Annotated in this window: 11 protein-coding genes; 10 read left to right on the top strand and 1 reads right to left on the bottom strand. The window is 40.9% G+C overall.

Going from position 1 to position 18,636, the window contains the following annotated elements; translation table 11 throughout:
- Nucleotides 1-5 precede the first annotated feature (5 nt).
- The 3 genes from P2W73_RS19765 to P2W73_RS19755 all read left to right on the top strand — a co-directional run bounded on the left by P2W73_RS19765 (nucleotide 6) and on the right by P2W73_RS19755 (nucleotide 8,344).
- Nucleotides 6-1,574: a RagB/SusD family nutrient uptake outer membrane protein gene (locus P2W73_RS19765; RefSeq protein WP_276503827.1), complete on the top strand. Its 1,569-nt coding sequence runs from the start codon at nucleotides 6-8 to the stop codon at nucleotides 1,572-1,574.
- 111 nt (nucleotides 1,575-1,685) lie between these two features.
- Nucleotides 1,686-4,982, top strand: a complete 3,297-nt coding sequence (locus P2W73_RS19760) for a VCBS repeat-containing protein (RefSeq protein WP_276503826.1) — start codon at nucleotides 1,686-1,688, stop codon at nucleotides 4,980-4,982.
- 8 nt (nucleotides 4,983-4,990) lie between these two features.
- Nucleotides 4,991-8,344: a VCBS repeat-containing protein gene (locus P2W73_RS19755; protein ID WP_276503825.1), complete on the top strand. Its 3,354-nt coding sequence runs from the start codon at nucleotides 4,991-4,993 to the stop codon at nucleotides 8,342-8,344.
- A gap of 9 nt (nucleotides 8,345-8,353) precedes the next feature.
- On the opposite strand, the gene P2W73_RS19750 is transcribed toward P2W73_RS19755, so the two are convergent.
- Nucleotides 8,354-9,298 carry a GyrI-like domain-containing protein gene (locus P2W73_RS19750; protein ID WP_276503824.1) on the bottom strand — a complete coding sequence of 315 codons (945 nt, stop codon included), beginning with the start codon at nucleotides 9,296-9,298 and terminating at the stop codon, nucleotides 8,354-8,356.
- 85 nt (nucleotides 9,299-9,383) lie between these two features.
- Between P2W73_RS19750 and P2W73_RS19745 the strand changes: the two genes are divergently transcribed.
- The 7 genes from P2W73_RS19745 (at nucleotide 9,384) to P2W73_RS19715 (ending at nucleotide 18,582) form a co-directional block, all read left to right on the top strand.
- A complete protein-coding gene (locus P2W73_RS19745; RefSeq protein WP_276503823.1) occupies nucleotides 9,384-11,411 on the top strand; it encodes a kojibiose hydrolase in 2,028 nt (675 codons plus the stop codon).
- Between the two features lie 144 nt (nucleotides 11,412-11,555).
- Nucleotides 11,556-12,131 (top strand): hypothetical protein, encoded by a 576-nt coding sequence (locus P2W73_RS19740; RefSeq protein ID WP_276503822.1) that lies wholly within the window; start codon nucleotides 11,556-11,558, stop codon nucleotides 12,129-12,131.
- A gap of 56 nt (nucleotides 12,132-12,187) precedes the next feature.
- The gene (locus P2W73_RS19735; RefSeq protein WP_276503821.1) at nucleotides 12,188-13,540 is read left to right on the top strand and encodes a vanadium-dependent haloperoxidase; all 1,353 of its coding nucleotides are present in this window, start codon (nucleotides 12,188-12,190) and stop codon (nucleotides 13,538-13,540) included.
- Nucleotides 13,541-13,546: 6 nt separating this feature from the next.
- Nucleotides 13,547-14,767: a hypothetical protein gene (locus P2W73_RS19730; RefSeq protein WP_276503820.1), complete on the top strand. Its 1,221-nt coding sequence runs from the start codon at nucleotides 13,547-13,549 to the stop codon at nucleotides 14,765-14,767.
- A 71-nt stretch (nucleotides 14,768-14,838) separates the two neighbouring features.
- Nucleotides 14,839-15,957 (top strand): hypothetical protein, encoded by a 1,119-nt coding sequence (locus P2W73_RS19725; protein ID WP_276503819.1) that lies wholly within the window; start codon nucleotides 14,839-14,841, stop codon nucleotides 15,955-15,957.
- A gap of 116 nt (nucleotides 15,958-16,073) precedes the next feature.
- On the top strand, nucleotides 16,074-17,030 hold the full coding sequence (locus tag P2W73_RS19720) for a hypothetical protein (protein ID WP_276503818.1): 957 nt from the start codon (nucleotides 16,074-16,076) through the stop codon (nucleotides 17,028-17,030).
- 1 nt (nucleotide 17,031) lies between these two features.
- Nucleotides 17,032-18,582, top strand: a complete 1,551-nt coding sequence (locus tag P2W73_RS19715) for a vanadium-dependent haloperoxidase (protein ID WP_276503817.1) — start codon at nucleotides 17,032-17,034, stop codon at nucleotides 18,580-18,582.
- The last annotated feature ends 54 nt before the right edge of the window (nucleotides 18,583-18,636 follow it).

The following is an 18,636-nucleotide window of genomic DNA, read 5'->3' as shown; positions in this document are numbered from 1 at the left end:
GCGATATGAAACTTATAAGAATTTTTCTGATTTTAATCCTGGCGGTCTGGTTATTTTCCTGCACCAAGCTGGACGAGAGTTTCAGAGGAGAACTGGAACAGGCCGATAATAGCAATATTACCGCTTCCGGGTTATTGATCAATGCCTATAATTCTATTGGAGGGTCCTTCCAGGGCAATGGAAATGTTTGGTCAACCACCAATATTACTACTGATGAAGCAATTGCACCTACCCGTGGCCCCGACTGGTATGATAATGGGTTATGGCAGGCCCTGCATGCCCATACCTGGAATCCTGACCATGAATTTGTCGCCGGCGCTTTTACGGAAATGCTGGTTGCACAGTTCAACGCTTCAAATGTGTTACAATATAACCCTACGGCACAGCAAGCAGCCGAAGCAAGGTTTCTTCGGGCTTTATCTATGTATTGGGTTTTGGACGGCTACGACCAGGTGCCTTACAGGGAAGATCTGACTGATTATAAAATATTACCAATAACCCTTAAAGGATTAGAAGCGGCAGACTTTATCATTAGTGAACTAAATGATATTATCGCTACTCTTCCGGATACAGGACCTGCCTATACGGCCAATAAAAACGCTGCACGTGCATTATTAATGAAAATTTATCTGAACAAAGGGGTATATGCAAACAGGGCAACACCCACATTTGATCCTGCCGATATGAACAAGGTAATTTCCCTGGCAGATGAGATCATAAACAGTAACAAGTATACATTGAATGATAATTTCTTCGATATTTTTGCGCCCGACAACGATGTAAAGTCAAAAGAAAGTATCTATAGCTTTTATAACAGCTCCAGTGACAACAGGGGGGCTAATGTTCGTGGTTTTGCTTTCATGGTGTCACATTACAACATGAACCCTTCGGGGTGGAATGGGTTTGCAACACTTTCTGACTTTTATGATAAATTTGATCCAACTGATAAAAGATTAGGAGGATATTATCCATATCCTGCCGGCCTGCCCAACCCAGGTAAAAGAACAAATGTTGGATTTCTTATAGGACGGCAGTATAATTTGACCACCGATGCTCCTTTGAATGCCAGGAATCCTTCTACTGCTCCACTAAGTTTTACCAGAGAAGTGAAAATAAATGAGCCTGACCCGAATACTTTGGAATTTACAGGTATAAGGGTAATGAAATATCCTTATGATTATGCTGCACCCGGGGATCAAAAGAACAACGATTATGTTATGTTTAGATTAGCTGATGTTTTGCTGATGAAAGCAGAAGCAATTCTTCGGGGCGGTACCGGCACAGCTGCCGGATCTTATGGAAGCACTCCTGCAGACCTTGTAAATTCTATACGTGCAAAACGTGGTGCATCAGCGTTGGCTTCAGTTGATTTAAACGCTCTTTTGGATGAAAGAGGAAGAGAAATGTATTGGGAGTGCTGGAGAAGAAATGACCTGATACGGTTTGGTAAATTTTTGCAAGCCTGGCAGGAAAAAGCAGCAGATAACGGCACTACAAACCTGTTATTCCCTATCCCCAGCAATCAATTAGCGGTGAACCCGAACCTTACTCAGAATCCGGGATATGCTAATTAATTAGAGATTTTAAAATAAATTTAAAAGGTCATTTTAAAAATGGCCTTTTTTTGCTTAACAAATATGTCGTTCAAGTTTTGCTCCTCCGTTGCCTTTTTTTACATTTTTTGTTTGTGTTCATGTACTTCAGAAACAAAGCAAAAAAAACTGTTCGAGTTAAAGGAATCTACTGGCATTGACTTTTCCAATAATATAACAGATACAAAAGACTTCAACGTTCTTACCTACCGGAATTTTTATAATGGTGGAGGTGTAGCCATTGGAGATGTCGACAATGATGGACTCGCTGATGTTTTTTTTACTGCCAATATGGGCGCCAATAAGCTCTATAAAAATAAAGGGAACTGGCAGTTTGAAGATGTTTCGCAAAAAGCAGGATTTGTAGATAAACAAGATTGGAGTACAGGTGTGGTGATGGTTGATATTAATCACGATGGATGGTTGGATATTTATGTTTGCAGTGCCGGCTATATAAACGGAGTAGCTCCACAAAGCAAGCTGTATATCAATAGCGGAATTTCCACTTCCAAAAAGGAAATCAGTTTCACCGAGGCAGCCGAAGCCTATGGACTCGCCAATAAAGGAGGATATGCAACACATGCTGCATTCTTTGATTATGACCTTGACGGCGATTTAGATGCCTTTATAATAAACAACAGTTTTATTCCTGTTAACACACTTAACTATGCAAATAAGCGGGATTTGAAAGCGGCGGAGTGGCCAGTCGCTGATTTTTTAAAAGGAGGAGGTGACCGGCTATTCAGAAATGATGATGGTAAGTTTGTTGATATCAGCAAGGAGGCAGGTGTACATGGAAGCTTGATAAGCTTTGGACTGGGTGTTACTATTGGTGATGTTAATAATGATTCCTATCCCGATATATATGTATCCAATGATTTTTTTGAAAGAGATTACTTGTACATCAATCAAAGAAACGGGACATTTAAAGATGAGCTGGAGGACTGGATGGGGCATACAAGTCTGGCTTCAATGGGTGCTGATATCGGCGATATTAACAATGATGGTCTTGTGGATATTTTCACCACGGATATGTTGCCGGATGATGACTATCGTTTGAAAACTACATCTTCCTTCGACAATATTGATGTTTATCGGTATAAAGTAGAGCAGGGGTTTTATCACCAATTTATGCAGAATACACTGCAGATTAATAATGGAAACAACAAGTTTTTAGAAACCGGATTTTTCAGCGGAGTTGCCGCATCTGACTGGAGCTGGGGTGCGTTGATGTTTGATGCAGACAATGATGGATTGACAGATATCTATGTTTGTAACGGCATTTATCACGATGTGACGGATCTTGACTTTATTGACTTTTTCGCCAATGATGTTATCCAAAAAATGGTGCTGACAGGTAAAAAGGAACAAGTGGATGAAATTATTTCAAAAATACCTTCGGTTCCGGTGTTGAACAAAGCATTTAAAAATGAAGGCAAACTTAAATTTTCTGATGCAGGAAATACATGGGGTTTCACCAAACCATCTTTTTCAAATGGAGCTGCTTACGGTGATCTCGATAATGATGGCGACCTTGACCTGGTGATTAACAATGTCAATGAAAAGGCATTTGTTTATAAGAACAATAGCCGGGAAAATAACACACATAAATACATTGGTGTCTTATTAAAAGGAAGGGATAAGAATACCTTTGCCATAGGCAGTCAAATTAAAGTTTATCTGAAGGACCAGGTTTTATATCGCGAAATTGAGCCAAGCCGCGGCTTTCAGTCCTCCGTAGATTATAAACAAATGATTGGCTTGGGAAATACGGCAGTTATTGACTCAATGGTTATTATTTGGCCCGATGGGACATATACCAAATCCGAACGGCCTGAATTAAACAAGGTTTATGAGTTGAAACAACCTGATCCCGGAAAGAAAAGACTGTTGATTAGCGATACCATTTCTTCGCCGGCTTTACGCCTTGTTGAGAGTGGCATGATCAAACACGAAGAAGATGATTATGTGGATTTTTATTACGAGAGAAATCTGCCGGAGATGTTATCGAGAGAAGGCCCACAGATAGCAAAGGGAGATGTAAACGGCGATGGAATGGAAGACGTTTATATTGGCGGAGCAAAAGGACAGCCAGGGCAGTTATATTTTCAAACTAGTAAGGGCTTCACTTTACAAAAGCAAAAAGTTTTTGATCAGTATGCCGGCTTTGAAGATGTAGCTGTATTATTTTTCGATGGTGATGGCGATCATGATTTCGATTTATTCATTGGATCAGGCGGTAATAATGTTCCGCCGGGGGCGAGGCAATTGCAGCACAGGCTCTATAAAAATAATGGCAAAGGAGTGTTTGAAGCAGATACTACAGCATTTCCTCCTAACAGCATGAATATTGCTGTTGTTGCAGCAAACGACCTTGATAATGATGGGGACCAGGACCTGTTTGTCGGCAGCCGCAGCATTCCTTATAGGTACGGAGAAACACCCGTCAGCTATTTATATCTTAATGATGGCAAGGGCGGTTTCACGGATGTTACCAAAAAAATGAGTGAATCTATTTCTTCTGCAGGAATGATTACCGGTGCTGCGTGGGCGGATGTTTATGGCGATGAAAGAAAAGAGTTGATCGTTTCAGGAGAGTGGATGAGCCCAAGAATTTTTACTTATAATGGAAAAACATTTGATGAGCTGAAAAATACAGGACTCACAGACTTGTATGGGTGCTGGCAAACTGTAGTGGCCAGTGATTTGAATGGAGATGGAAAAACAGATCTTGTTTTAGGTAATATTGGTGAGAATTTTTATCTGCGTCCTGATTCTGCCCATCCGGTAAAAATGTGGTTGAACGATTTCGATCAAAACGGCGTTGTCGACCAGGTGAGAACGAGTACCATTAATGGCAGGGACATGCCCGTATTGACAAAAAAGGACTTGACGGATCAATTTCCGGGATTAAAAAAAGAAAATTTAAAAAACAGTGATTATGCCGGAAGACCCATCCAGCAAATTTTCAATAAAAAGATGATTGACGAATCAGTGGTAAAGGCGTTTAACTACTCCAGTTCGATTATTGCTATAAATAATGATAACGGGTCATTTCAAATTAGAAAGTTGCCTTTTATGACTCAATTATCCAGCATCCATGCCATTGCCGTACTGGATGTGAATAATGACCGGCACCCGGATCTGGTAGTCGGGGGTAACAGTTTTCAATATCCTCCGCAATTTGGCAGGTTAGATGCCAGCTGCGGTGATGTACTTATCAATAATGGAAAAGGTAATTTTGAACGGACAAAACCAGCTGAGTCAGGGCTGAAAATTAGCGGAGAAGTCAGGGATATTGAAGAAATACACAGCAATAGCCAGCGATTTATTCTTTTCACCAGGAATAATATGTATCCCGTTTTGTATCGGTTAGAAAAGAAGTTTTAATTATCCCAATGATTTCTCAAAAATCTTATAATCTTATTCTTATACTTTTCCTGCTTTCAGGGGTGATTCTTTGTGGATGCACCTCGAAGAGCAAGGTAAAAGATCCGTTATTTATTGCACTTGATCCTAAAATAACCGGGATTGATTTTATTAATAAACTGGAACCTACCTCTGAGTTTAACATGTTTAATTACATGTATTTTTATAATGGTGCGGGTGTTGGCGCCAGTGATTTTAATAATGATGGAAAAATTGATTTGTTCTTCTCGTCCAACCAGGGAGAAAATAAATTATACCTAAACAAGGGTAAATTGGCTTTTACGGATGTAACCAAAGAAGCGAGAATACCACAGGATAAGAGCTGGTCAACCGGTGTTTCGGTGATAGATATTAACAACGATGGATTGTTGGATATTTATGTTTGCAAGGTTGGTAAATACGAGGTGTTAAACAGCAAAAATCAATTGCTTATTTGCAAGGGAATAAAAAACGGTATTCCTTTTTATGAAGACAGGGCCAGCCAGTATGGGCTGGACTTCTCAGGGTTTAGTACGCAGGCAGCTTTTTTTGACTATGATGGTGACGGAGACAACGACATGTTTTTACTAAATCACTCTGTTCACCAAAATGGTTCATTTAGTTCAAGACGCAATTTTCTAGGAACATTTAATAGTCTTTCAGGTGATCGTATTTTTCGTAATGAAGGTCCCAATGCAGCGGCACCAGGCGACTTAGTATTCAAAGACATTACTTCATCAACGGGTATCAACAGTTCGGCAAATGGTTATGGATTAGGTGTAGTGGTGTCCGATATTAATCTTGACGGACATCCTGACCTCTATATAGGTAATGATTTTCATGAAAATGATTACCTGTACATCAACCAGGGCAATGGAACTTTTGCAGACGAGAATGACCAGCGTTTGATGCATACCAGTAAGTTTTCTATGGGTGTTGATGCCGCAGATGTGAATAATGACGGATTCCCGGAAATCATTTCAATGGATATGCTTCCGGAAGATCCTTATATTTTGAAACGTTCATTCGGCGAGGACGAATATGATATTTTCTTCGACAAGATTGCTGCTGGTTACAACTATCAATATCCCCGGAATAATTTCCAATACAACAGGCGGAATGGGATGTTCAGCGAGTTGGGGTTATACGCAGGAATATATGCAACTGATTGGAGTTGGGCCTCTCTCTGGCTTGATTTTGATAACGATGGGTTGAAAGATCTTTTTATCTCAAACGGTATTCCCAAGAGATTGAATGATATGGATTATGTGAATTTTGTATCCGATAGAAGTCGCTATCAAAATCTCAAGCTGGATGAAAACAGTATGGCGTTGATAAGCAAGTTTCCGGAGATAAAAATTCCAAATAAGTTTTATAAGAATCTCGGCGATTTAGAGTTCCGGGACGCAAAAGACAGCATTGATAATAATAGGCCAACGTATTCTAATGGTGCGGTATATGCAGACTTTGATAATGATGGGGACCTCGATATAGTGGTAAATAATATTGATGATTTTGTTTTACTTTATGAAAACAAGAGTAATGGCCATAACGGTAAACGGTACGTTGAGATAAAACTCAAGGGCCCTGAACAAAATATAAATGCGATAGGGGCTAAAATCATCCTTTTTACAAAAGATGGTATCAGCACTTATGAAAACAGCCCTGTGCGGGGATTTCAGTCAAGCATGCTGGCACCTATCCACATTGGGCTTAACAATATAAAACCGGATTCCGTTTTCCTGGTATGGCCGGATAATACTTATCAGCGGATCTCCTTGAATGACTCATCCAACCTTTCATACACTTATTCAAAAGGTCTTCCCAGGTTTGATTATAAAACAATCACCTCTTTTGACAGGAATCCTACAAAACCGATGGAAGATATTACTGCCTCTACCAATATTAATTATAGGCATACCGAAAATCCATTTATAGAATTTAACAGGGAACCTCTCATTCCTCACATGGTTTCAACTGAAGGCCCTGCGTTAGCTGTAGCTGATATTAATGGTGATGGACTGGACGATTTTTTCATCGGGGCTTCTAAGACATTTCATAATGCAATTTATCTACAACAGGCCGGCGGAAAATTTAGCCGCGCCAGTCAGCAGGAAATGGGAAAAGACAGCATGTACGAAGATGTGGATGCAGTATGGGCTGATGTTAATAACGATGGTTATACCGACCTCCTTGTAGCAAGTGGCGGTAACGAATATTATGGAACAGATCGTCATTTGTTACCCCGGGCATACCTCAATGATGGAAAGGGACAATTTAAAAAACTGGAAGGGGCCTTTCAAGGATTGTATGTAACGGCCTCTTGTATTGAAACGTATGATTTTAACAATGATGGATATATGGATATATTCCTTGGAGGCAGAGCTGTTCCCTGGGAATATGGTGAAATTCCGCAGTCATATTTATTGCAAAATGATGGTTCCGGAAAATTTACTGATGTTACACAACACTATGCAAAGCAATTGTCGAATGTAGGAATGGTTACAAATGCAGTGTGGTTTGACATTGATAAGGATGGTGATAAAGACCTGGTAGTATCCTGCGAATGGGGCGGCATTGAGGCATTTATTAATAACAAAGGAAGCTTTTCCAAAAAGACACTTGCAAAGGAAAAAGGCTGGTGGAATTTTATATTGCCTGTTGATATAGATAATGATAATGATATAGACTTTGTCGCCGGAAATCTCGGGTTAAACAGCCGGTTGAAAGCTTCAGTTGAGGAACCTGTCAAATTGTATTGTAATGATTTTGACAATAATGGGAAAAAGGAGCAGGTGCTTTCATATTATATACATGGAAAAGAAATCCCCTTTGTCAATAAGGATGAACTCCAAAAACAGCTGCCCTTTATAAAAAAGAAATTTTTGTATGCGGGAGATTTTGCCAACGCTACCATTGGCGAAATATTTGGATCGGATAAATTAGAAGAAGCGGAGGTGTTAAGTACGGATTATTTTTCCAATGCAATCCTGATCAATGATGGCAAGATGAATTTTAAGGTACAGGCAATGCCATGGGAGGCTCAGCTAAGTTCTTACCGGGACGCGGTTGTTTTGCACGCAAACGATGATAACCAGCCAGACATTTTATTAGCTGGAAACTACTATGGTAACAATATCCAGATGGGAAGATATGATGCTGACTTCGGAACCATACTTGTAAATAAAGGAAAAGGAGCTTTTGCCTGTGAAAATATAAACGGCCCTGCTGTTAAAGGGCAAGTCCGTCATATACGGGAAGTTTTAATTGACCGTCAAAAGAGATACATCCTTGCCAGGAATAATGATAGCACTATGGTAATTGGGTTCTCTAAGCTGAAATAGTAATTCTTATTAATTAACCGGGTAATAAATTTTAGTCACCCATTTGCTTGAATCTTTTTCTTTTGTCCTGTCGGTTATAAGTGACAGAAAAGGCAACGCAATATTAAAAAGTTTGTGATCGCTTGCAAATAACTCTATTTTCTTCATTGCGGAATCGGAAACGTTCCTGCCGCCCTTCATTTCGGTTACCAGGATATTCCCGTTTTTTAGTAATCGTTTTAAAAAAAACTGATCTTTTTGGGGTATTTCCCTGACAACAGGAACTCCTACCTGCGCCAGGTAGCGTGCACTGTCCTGCGAGGTGATGTTTACCATAGGATAGTCTTCCTCCATTCCCTGCGATTGACTAATATATTTTTTTATACTGTTGATCATTTCATAGATAGCTTCTGTTTCAGGATACTTCGAAAAAACTTTCTTTGTTGACACCACATATTCAATCTTTACTTGCTCTTTTTTTATATCAAGGCCATAAATATTTTTATTATTGCTGATGAATGACTGCAATGTTGCCAGGATCATATCCAAACTATTACGCAGTTTCCTTGCTTCGTAGTATTGGCTAATTTTGAGAAATGGGTTATTGCCGGTATTCAGTAGAGCATCCCAAACTATTTTAATGCTATCCGTTCCTGTGGGAACCAAGTGTAAAACTGAAGTATCTATGGGTTGATTTTTTCCTAATGTAATTCTAAATGCATTATACCGGATATCATCTAATTTAAATTTATACTCACCGAATTCCAATACTGAATCTTTTTCCTCATCAGTGCTAGCCTCCCCCGGCCACCACTTTTTCCAGTTATTCTCTTCACTCAAAAATCGGAATACTCCTGCCTGGTTTGCATTGGCATTGACGGTTCTTATTATCGATATTTTTTTAGGAATGAAAAAATAAGTGCCAATTGAAAAAAGAAACAATAACGAGATAAGCCCAATCAACCATTTTTTCATATCAGGAAACTTTCTGTTGATGAATAAATGAATGCGCAAATAAAACTAAATTCACTCATATAATTTCACCAAAACAAGATTTGCCATGTGGAAGTCCATTTTTACTTTTTGCCTGTCCTTATTTGTTTATAGTTCGCAAGCCCAGGATCCCTGGAAGATTAGCGCAGCCACAATTGACCCCAATAATTACTATGGAATTACGGTAGCCAACGGAATGATCGGCATCGTCTCATCACCCGAACCATTTAAAGTAAAAGAAGTAGTGCTGGCAGGAGCCTACGACCTGTATGGGCGAGGCAGGGTAAGTAATTTTCTCAAAAGTTTTAACCTGTTAAATATGTACCTGGAGGTGGATGGAAAAAGAATCGGTAGTAAGGACGCTACAAATATGAAACAAGAGCTGGACATGCAAAGGGCCGATTTTACAACACAGTTTGATTACGCCGATAAGGCATCAGTCTCCTACACTTATTATTCACTACGGCATTTACCCTACACAGTTTTGATGGACATAAGTGTCGTAGCCAAAAAAGATATCGCCATTACCGGGGCCAGTGTGATGGAAGCTCCTGATGCATTAAAGGATGTGCAGAATTATTACAATGAAATAGACAGACCCCATGTTGTAATCAGCCTGTTGACATCCTCGGCTAAAAGCCCCACCGGAAAATTGTTGATGTGTGCCAGCAATACTTTTTTATTTAATGAGAAACACGGTGAAGAGCCCCGGGTGATACACGAAATGTGGGATAACAATATGCACCTGATGAAGTTTGGCAAAAAGATCAAGGCGGGCGAAACATACCGCTTTACTATTGCGGGATCATCTATCACTTCGGCTCATCACGATGATCCGTTGAACGAAGCGGAACGGGCCACCATATTTGCGAAACTGGAAGGGAGGGAACGATTGATAAATTTTCATACCAAAGCATGGACAGAACTATGGAAAAGCGACATCATCATTGATGGTGATCCGCAGAGTCAGCAGGATATACACAGTATGCTTTATCATCTTTATTCATTTTCACGGGAAGGAACGGCACTTTCTCCATCGCCTATGGGATTAAGTGGACTGGGCTACAATGGACATGTATTCTGGGACACTGATCTTTGGATGTATCCCGCTATGCTGGTGCTTCATCCAGAGATAGCAAAAAGTATGGTAGAATATAGGTTTCAACGATTGGAAGCTGCCCGCCGCAACGCTTTTAGTAAAGGATATAAAGGAGCCATGTATCCCTGGGAGAGTGCCGAAACCGGGGTAGAAGAAACACCGGTGTGGGCACTAAGCGGACCATTTGAACACCATATAACTGCCTGCGTGGCTATTGCGGCCTGGAATTACTATTGTGTCACACAAGACAAAAACTGGTTGCGGGAAAAAGGATGGCCAATTTTGTCTGCTACTGCTGATTTTTGGGCAAGCCGTGTAGAAAGAAATGGACCGGGACACTACGATATCAAGAATGTAGTTGCAGCAGACGAATGGGCGGAGAATGTCGACAATAACGCCTTTTCCAATGCAGCGGCTAAGGCCAACCTGCAATTTGCTACGGAAGCAGCAAAACTTTTGGGTTTACAGGCAAATGCCGATTGGATACATGTGGCCAATAATATTCCTGTTTTAAAAATGGATAATGGCGTCACAAGAGAACATGCTTCCTACAATGGAGAGGGAATAAAACAGGCCGATGTCAATCTGTTGGCTTATCCGTTAAAAGAGGTGAGTACGGCATCCCAAATAAAAAAGGACCTGGAGTACTATGAGTCAAGAGTACCAAATGAAGGAACGCCGGCGATGACCCAGGCGATTTTTACACTACTATATGCAAGACTGGGCGACAAAGAAAAAGCCTGGCATTGGTTTAAGGATGCTTACCTGCCTAACCTAAACCCTCCTTTCCGCGTAATAGCTGAAACTAAAGGCGGTACCAACCCTTATTTTGCTACCGGCGCCGGCGGTATTTTACAAAGCGTATTGATGGGTTTTGGCGGGCTGGAAATAACATCTAGAGGTATCATCCAGCTTAAGTCTGTTTTACCGCATAGCTGGAAATCCCTGACTTTAAAAGGAATTGGTCCGGAAAGGAAAACTTACACAGTAAAATGATTTCAAATTCCCCTTCAGGGGATGGGGCCAATCTCTGACTTTGACCGGGATTGGCATGGACAAGAAAACCTTTACGGTGAAATAAATTCGGGAGCAGCTGTTACAATTCATAAATTGTCTTAAATTGTAGCCTACTATACTGTTTTGAAGAAACTTGCCGCTATATTATTAATAGTCATCCTCTTTTTTAATTGGTATGGCTATCGTATTGTTACAAATATGTTAGCCAAAGATGCGGACAAGCAATTAGAGGTCCAATTGGACAATAACGATTACGATGAATCTCAATTAATAGAGGTTCGTGTTGCTTTGAATGTTCCCTATCAAAATGATCAGTCAGACTTTGAAAGGCATTATGGTGAAATGGAGGTGGATGGAAAATATTACACCTATGTAAAGCGTAAAGTAGAGAATGGCTTCCTGGTATTGAAATGTATTCCCAACGACTCCAAGCAAAAGATAAAAGCGGCCGGTAATGATTTTTTTAAAATGGCTAACGGTCTCGACCAGGACCAGCCCGGAAAAAAACAAAATAATTCTACCAACCTGGCTAAAAATTTCTGGAGTGAATATGACGGCCAGGAAACAAATTTCACTATTGATATTTTTTCTCACCTGATTAAAAAGCAATTCACTCAGAACTCTACCTTCCTGTATAATATCTGTCAGGCTACACCCGGCCAACCACCGGAAAACAAAAAATCTCTCTCTTTTAGTTAAGGTTATTTCTTCCGGCTTTTCCCGGAAGAACGATTGTGTTCATTCAAATTATCGTCGTGAAAAATATTTTAGGGGTTGCCCTGCTGGGCATCGTTGTTCTTTCGTCGTGTAAAGAAAAGGCAGGCGATTACAAAAAATTTACAGAGGATCCGCTGTTGTATTCTAGAACAGTTAAGAAGCTAAATGATGTGGTGCTGGAAAATAATTTTCCGCCAATGATCGCCACAAGGAATTATGCGTACGCCAATATAGCGGCCTATGAAACAATGGCGGCAGGTAATAGTAAATTTCAAAGTTTATCCGGCCAGGTAAAACATTTACCGGCTATGCCAAAGCCTGAAGCAGGAAAAGAAATAGACTTTTCACTGGCGTCACTATTCTCATTCTGTAAGGTAGGCAACGCTGTTACCTTCCCGGAAGGCAGTATGATGGGCTATTATGATGAGCTAAAGGAAAAGGCAAGAAAGGCTGGGATGACCTCTGAAATTTTGAAAAATACCATTGCTTTTTCTGATACTGTTGTTGCTGTTGTATTAAAATGGAGCAAAGGGGATAATTACGCTCAAACAAGAAGTGCAGAAAAATATACAGTGAAAGATGAGGAAGGCCGCTGGATTCCAACACCACCGATGTATGCACAGGCCGTGGAACCAAAATGGAATTCAATCCGGTGCCTTACGCTTGATTCCTGTTCACAGTTCATGCCTCCCCGCCCGCCATTATTTAATATTAAGGATAAGAACAGCGAATACCTGAAATATTTGAACGAGGTAAAAAATATCGGGGATAGCCTGACAGAAGAACAAAAACACATAGCTGATTTCTGGGACGACAATCCGTTTAAGTTAAATGTAAGCGGGCACGTCATGTTTGCTACTAAGAAATTTTCACCCGCCGGTCACTGGATGAACATTGTGGGTATCGCAGCCAAAGAATCAAAAGCTGATTTTGCGACTACGGTAGCTGCCTATACTGAAACATCCGTCGCCTTATTTGATGCATTTATCAGTTGCTGGGATGAAAAATTCAGAAGTAATTATGTGCGGCCCGAAACAGCTATCAATAAATATTTGGATGAAGAATGGCGGCCCTATATTCAGACGCCTCCGTTTCCTTCCTACACCAGTGGTCATGCTACTATTTCGGCGGCAGCGGCCGAAGTAATGACAGACTGGTTTGGCGATAAGCTTTCTTTTACCGACACCTCGTCATTGGAGTTTGGGATAGAAAGCAGGCGTATTGTCTCATTCCGTGAAGCGGCAAAGGAAGCAGCTATGTCCAGATTGTATGGCGGTATTCACTATCGCTTCGATAACGAGCAGGGCAATGTTGCGGGTCGCAAACTGGGTGACTTTATTATTCAACGATTGAAACTCAAAAAAGAAAATCAACTTACAAACAACAACTAACTTTTTATGAAACGCTTATATATAGTTATAATCATAGCAACTCTTTTTATTCAGCAAAAAGCAACCGCACAAGGCTGCGTAGCAGTCCGTCAAATGGGCGGTGTTAATACCCTGTGTTCATCAACAAATTCATATAATCTTTCCAAAGGCGATTTCCAAATCGGCGCCAATTATCGTTATTTCCACTCCTGGAGACATTTTGTGGGTAGAGAAGAACAAAAGCACCGGCAAAACACTCGTGGCGGATTAGGAACGGATGGAGTTGACCGTGGCAATGCTGTAAATATTTATTCTCACTCATTGGATTTAAATTTAAATTATGGATTAACCGATCGCCTGCAATTATATCTTTCAATTCCTTATGTTCACAATGAAAGGTCTCAGGTTTTGCGTCAGACGGCACCAGTGGTAGACACCTTTCGTTACAGTGTTTATGCAAAAGGATTGGGAGATATACGCATAGGAACTAATTACTGGTTGTTTGATCCTGTTAAAGCCCATAAAGGCAACTTAAATGTAGGTATAGGAATAAAATTGCCAACCGGAAGTCATTCTGAAGTAGATCAGGCCCCTCAATCGAATGGAACGTATCGTTACACTATGATGGACCAGGCCATTCAACCCGGTGACGGAGGACTTGGATTTTCATTAGAGATGCAGGGCTTCGCTCAGGTATACAGAGGCATTTATGCTTTTGCTAATGGCTATTACTTGTTTAATCCAAAAGAATCTAATGGTACATTTAAATCTGAGCCAACCGTTGTCAAAGACAAAGACGGGAATGTTCTTGGAACATTAACGGGTTATAACGTTTATGCTTGTCCGGATCAATATTTCGGACGTGCCGGCTTAATGACTTCGATATTGAAATCAAGAAACCTGACCTTGTCGCTGGCTGGAAGAGTAGAAGGCATCCCCGCTTATGATGCATTGGGCGGTCAGGCAGCTTACCGCCGCCCGGGTTATGTAGTTGCTATAGAATCCGGCGTATCTTATACTACCAAGCAGCATAGTTTCAGCTTATTTGTGCCATACAATATTGTAAGAAACCGTATTCAAAGCGCTGCCGATATAGCAAGACAAAATTTACAAAACTCAGTTATTGCCGATAAAACTCAGCTAACACATGTACAGGGTGATGCGGCTTTTGCTGATTACTCAATTAACCTTAGCTATTCTTACAGGATGCCCAAAAAACAAAAAAGAACTCAATTACTTTCTCACTAATTCCGGGCGAAGAAAAAATAATTAACCCTTCGTAGTTAAAGCGAAGGGCGAACAAACCCAAAAAAATATTTATGAAACGCTTTTATATAATTCTTTTTATCGCATTTCTTTTTGTACAATTAAAATCTAACGCACAAGGCTGCGTGGCTATTCGCAGCAATGGTACTACCTGCACATTAGGCAAGCCCGGTGAAGCTAAAGGATGGCAGTTCAATTTCAATACCCGTTATTTCAGATCATATAAACATTTCGTGGGTAAGGAAGAACAACATGAGAGAGTAGAAAACGGTACAGAAGTTATTAATTATTCACTCAACTGGGATCTTACATTTACCAAAGCTTTAAGCAATCGTTGGTCGGTAGCATTCAACCTGCCGCTTATTTCCAATGTACGTTCATCTATGTATGAACACTATGGTAATAATAACAGTGCCAAGCAGGGAGCAAGAAGAAAAACGGAGTCTTTTGGCATTGGTGACATCCGCATAGCAGCGTATCGCTGGTTATTAAATCCTGTCAATTCTCCTAATGCAAACATTCAGGCAGGACTTGGTATTAAATTGCCAACAGGGGATTATAAATACCAGGATTATTTTCATAAGTTGTCATCAACGGAGGCAGATAGTGCAGTATTGGGGCCCGTAGATCAATCTATACAATTAGGCGATGGAGGCACAGGGTTTACTGTTGAGCTGAATGGTTTTTATAATATCATTCACAACGGCGATTTTGGCTTTGGAGTGTATGGCAATTTTTATTATCTCATCAATCCGAGAGAAACAAATGGGACCTCTACAGCAAGAGGTGGCGCGGTATCAGCTACCAATCAAAAATATTTTACTTCTGTTATGAGTGTGCCTGATCAGTATATGGCAAGAGGAGGTGTGAACTTTATGTTAGACAAATTCAACTTATCAGCCGGCATCCGTACTGAAGCTATTCCTTCAAGTGATTTGTTTGGAGGAGACAGAGGTTTTCGCCGGCCAGGTATCGTTACTTCAATAGAACCTACTATTTCATATACCACAAAAAAAGGAAACTTTTATGTATCAGTGCCGGTAGCTATAAGCCGCAATCGTACGCAAAGCTATTCGGACAAATTAAGAACCATTGATGATGGTGTTAAAAGACAAGGTGATGCTGCTTTTGCCGATTACCTGATCAATGCCGGATTTTCTATAAGGCTTTAAATTATCAACGAGGTTTGAATTGACCATTTGATTCTTTGTGTTATTCTGCTGCTTCGATGGTAGGATAACACAAAGAATCCATTGCAGGGGTTCTATTATCAAAAACTGTTTTAATCATGAAAATCTTATTCAAGGGAATGAGAGCCTCATTCGCAGGCTTCTTCGTCCTGTCTTCATTTATTGTAACTGCCCAAACAGACATAGACGCCATCATGATGGAAAAAAATGCTCTCTGTGTGGGTCCTATGTACAGCTATAGTAGCTGGAAAGATTATTGGGAAGGAACATTGAAAAGAGAAAACCTGAATATCGGAAAGGTTACAACTCAGATGTACAGTATCATGGGTAACTATGGCATTACCCGGAAACTGAATGCATTGTTCAGCGCACCTTATGTAAAAACAAAAGCATCGGCGGGTACGCTGCATGGCATGGATGGTATCCAGGACCTGAGTTTGTTTCTGAAATGGCGGCCCTTTCAAAAAAATATTGGACCAGGCAAACTTTCTTTATTCGGAATAGCAGGTGTTTCTTTTCCCTTATCTGATTATGTGGCCGATTTTCTTCCGATGTCAATTGGTCTTCGCAGCAAAACTGCTTCGGCAAGAGTGATGGCAGATTACGAGTGGAGCAATCTTTTCGTCACAGGCTCGGCAACCTATGTATTGCGTGACAATATAAAAATAGACCGGGACGCTTACTATACTACTGAAATGCATTATAGCAATGAAGTGGAGATGCCCAACGCCGCCAATTATAATATTCGGGCAGGATTTCGTAATCACAGGTTGATAGCAGAAGGAGTGCTCAATATCTGGAATACATTGGGTGGCTTCGATATTACCCGCAATAACATGCCTTTTCCAAGCAATAATATGGATGCCACGCAGGCTGGCGTGAATCTAAAATATGTTCTTCCGCCATTGCCCCAGTTGTCAATAGTTGCCGGCGGCATGTACACTATCAAAGGCAGAAATGTAGGTCAGTCAACTACTGTGTATGGCTCTTTCTTTTATGTGTTTGATCTGAGCAAAAAAACAAAATCATCTGATCAACCTGCAAAAACGAATTGATATGAATAAGTCATTTTTTTGTTCAATAATTATATTGGCCGTAATAGCAACTATTGTTATTGCCTGTAATAAACATGTGGAAGGAAGAACAGATGATGCGCCTGCACTGCAACCCTCCAATAATGATCTGAATGCCGGTACCTGGAAACCGATACTGTTAACGGGGCCGACTGAATTTACGGTGGCGGCTCCGTCGGCTACCAACACACCCGATTACGTTGCACAGATCAATGAAATAAAATCATGGCAGGCTAAGCTGACCGATGAGGAAAAGAACATGGTGAAATATTGGAGTGCCGGCGCTGTATTTCGCTGGAATGAGATCATGCGGGAATTGGTATCAAAATATAATTTGCCGCCGTATCAAAATCCTGACGGCACCTATCCTGCACCCAGTGCTGCTAACCCGTTGGCGTATCCTTATTTTCCTTTCGCCAACCCGCCTTATGCAGCAAGGGCTTACGCCTATTTCAGCGCTGCACAATATGATGCATTGGTAGCAGCATGGCATTATAAAACATTATACAACCGTGCTGCTCCTTACAAAGTTGATAGCACAGTGAAAACGCTGATTCAAAAATCAGATCTTCCGTCTTATCCTTCTGAAGATGCTGTAGTGGCGGGTGTATGTGTGGAGCTGATGAAATTATTATTTCCCGGCGAGCAGGAGTTTATTCAGCAGAAAGCAGAGGAACATAAACGGTCACGTATAATTGCCGGGGCCAACGTCCGCAGCGATATTGAAGCCGGTGAAGCATTGGGTAGATCAGTTGCGCAAAAATTTGTGGCCCGTGCAAGAGGTGACCGGGCTGGTACTGCGGGCGGAAATGCTGCTATCTGGGCTCAGTTTGAAGCAGACTGCGTTGCAAGAGGAGAGATTCCCTGGAAAAGTTATGAGATACCTAAACGTCCTCCCATGCTGATGATGTTTGGAAAAGTAAAATGTTTTTTATTTGATTCACTCACAGCTTTGTCATTGCGTCCGGCTGCGCCTCCATCCACTTCGAGTGAACAGATGAAGAAAGAACTGGCTGAAGTTTATTCTTATACAAAAGATCCCAAAAGGGAACACATTGCCATAGTTCATTTTTGGGCCGATGGCATTGCAACGCCTACGCCTCCAGGTCATTGGAATGAGATTGCTGCAACCGATTTTTTAAAGAAAAATTTCAGCGAAGTGAGATGGGCCCGCAATATGGCTTTATTGAATTTGGCTGAGTTTGATGCAGCGGTGGTAACCTGGGATACAAAAATGTTTTATTTCAATCCAAGACCTTCCCAACTTGATCCAAGAATAAAAACACTGACCGGCTTACCTAATTTCCCTTCTTATATTTCGGGGCACTCCACATTTAGTGGTGCTGCTGCCACTATTCTCGGGCATATTATACCTGAGAGAAAAGCAGCTTATGAGGCGATGGCACAGGAAGCCGCCATGTCAAGATTATATGGAGGCATACACTACCGGGCAGATTGTGAAGTAGGGTTGACAGTTGGGAAAAACGTAGGAAACTATGCTGTTCAACGGGCAATAACAGATGGAGCAGAGTAACGTTTATATAAGCATTCAACGGCGTTGTAATTCTTTACGGGCGCCTCTTCTTTT

It is taken from the genome of Terrimonas pollutisoli (assembly GCF_029360765.1).
GTDB classification, from domain to species: domain Bacteria; phylum Bacteroidota; class Bacteroidia; order Chitinophagales; family Chitinophagaceae; genus Terrimonas_B; species Terrimonas_B pollutisoli.
The sequence above is the reverse complement of the archived record's forward strand: the minus strand, read 5'-3'. Positions and strand labels throughout refer to the sequence as shown.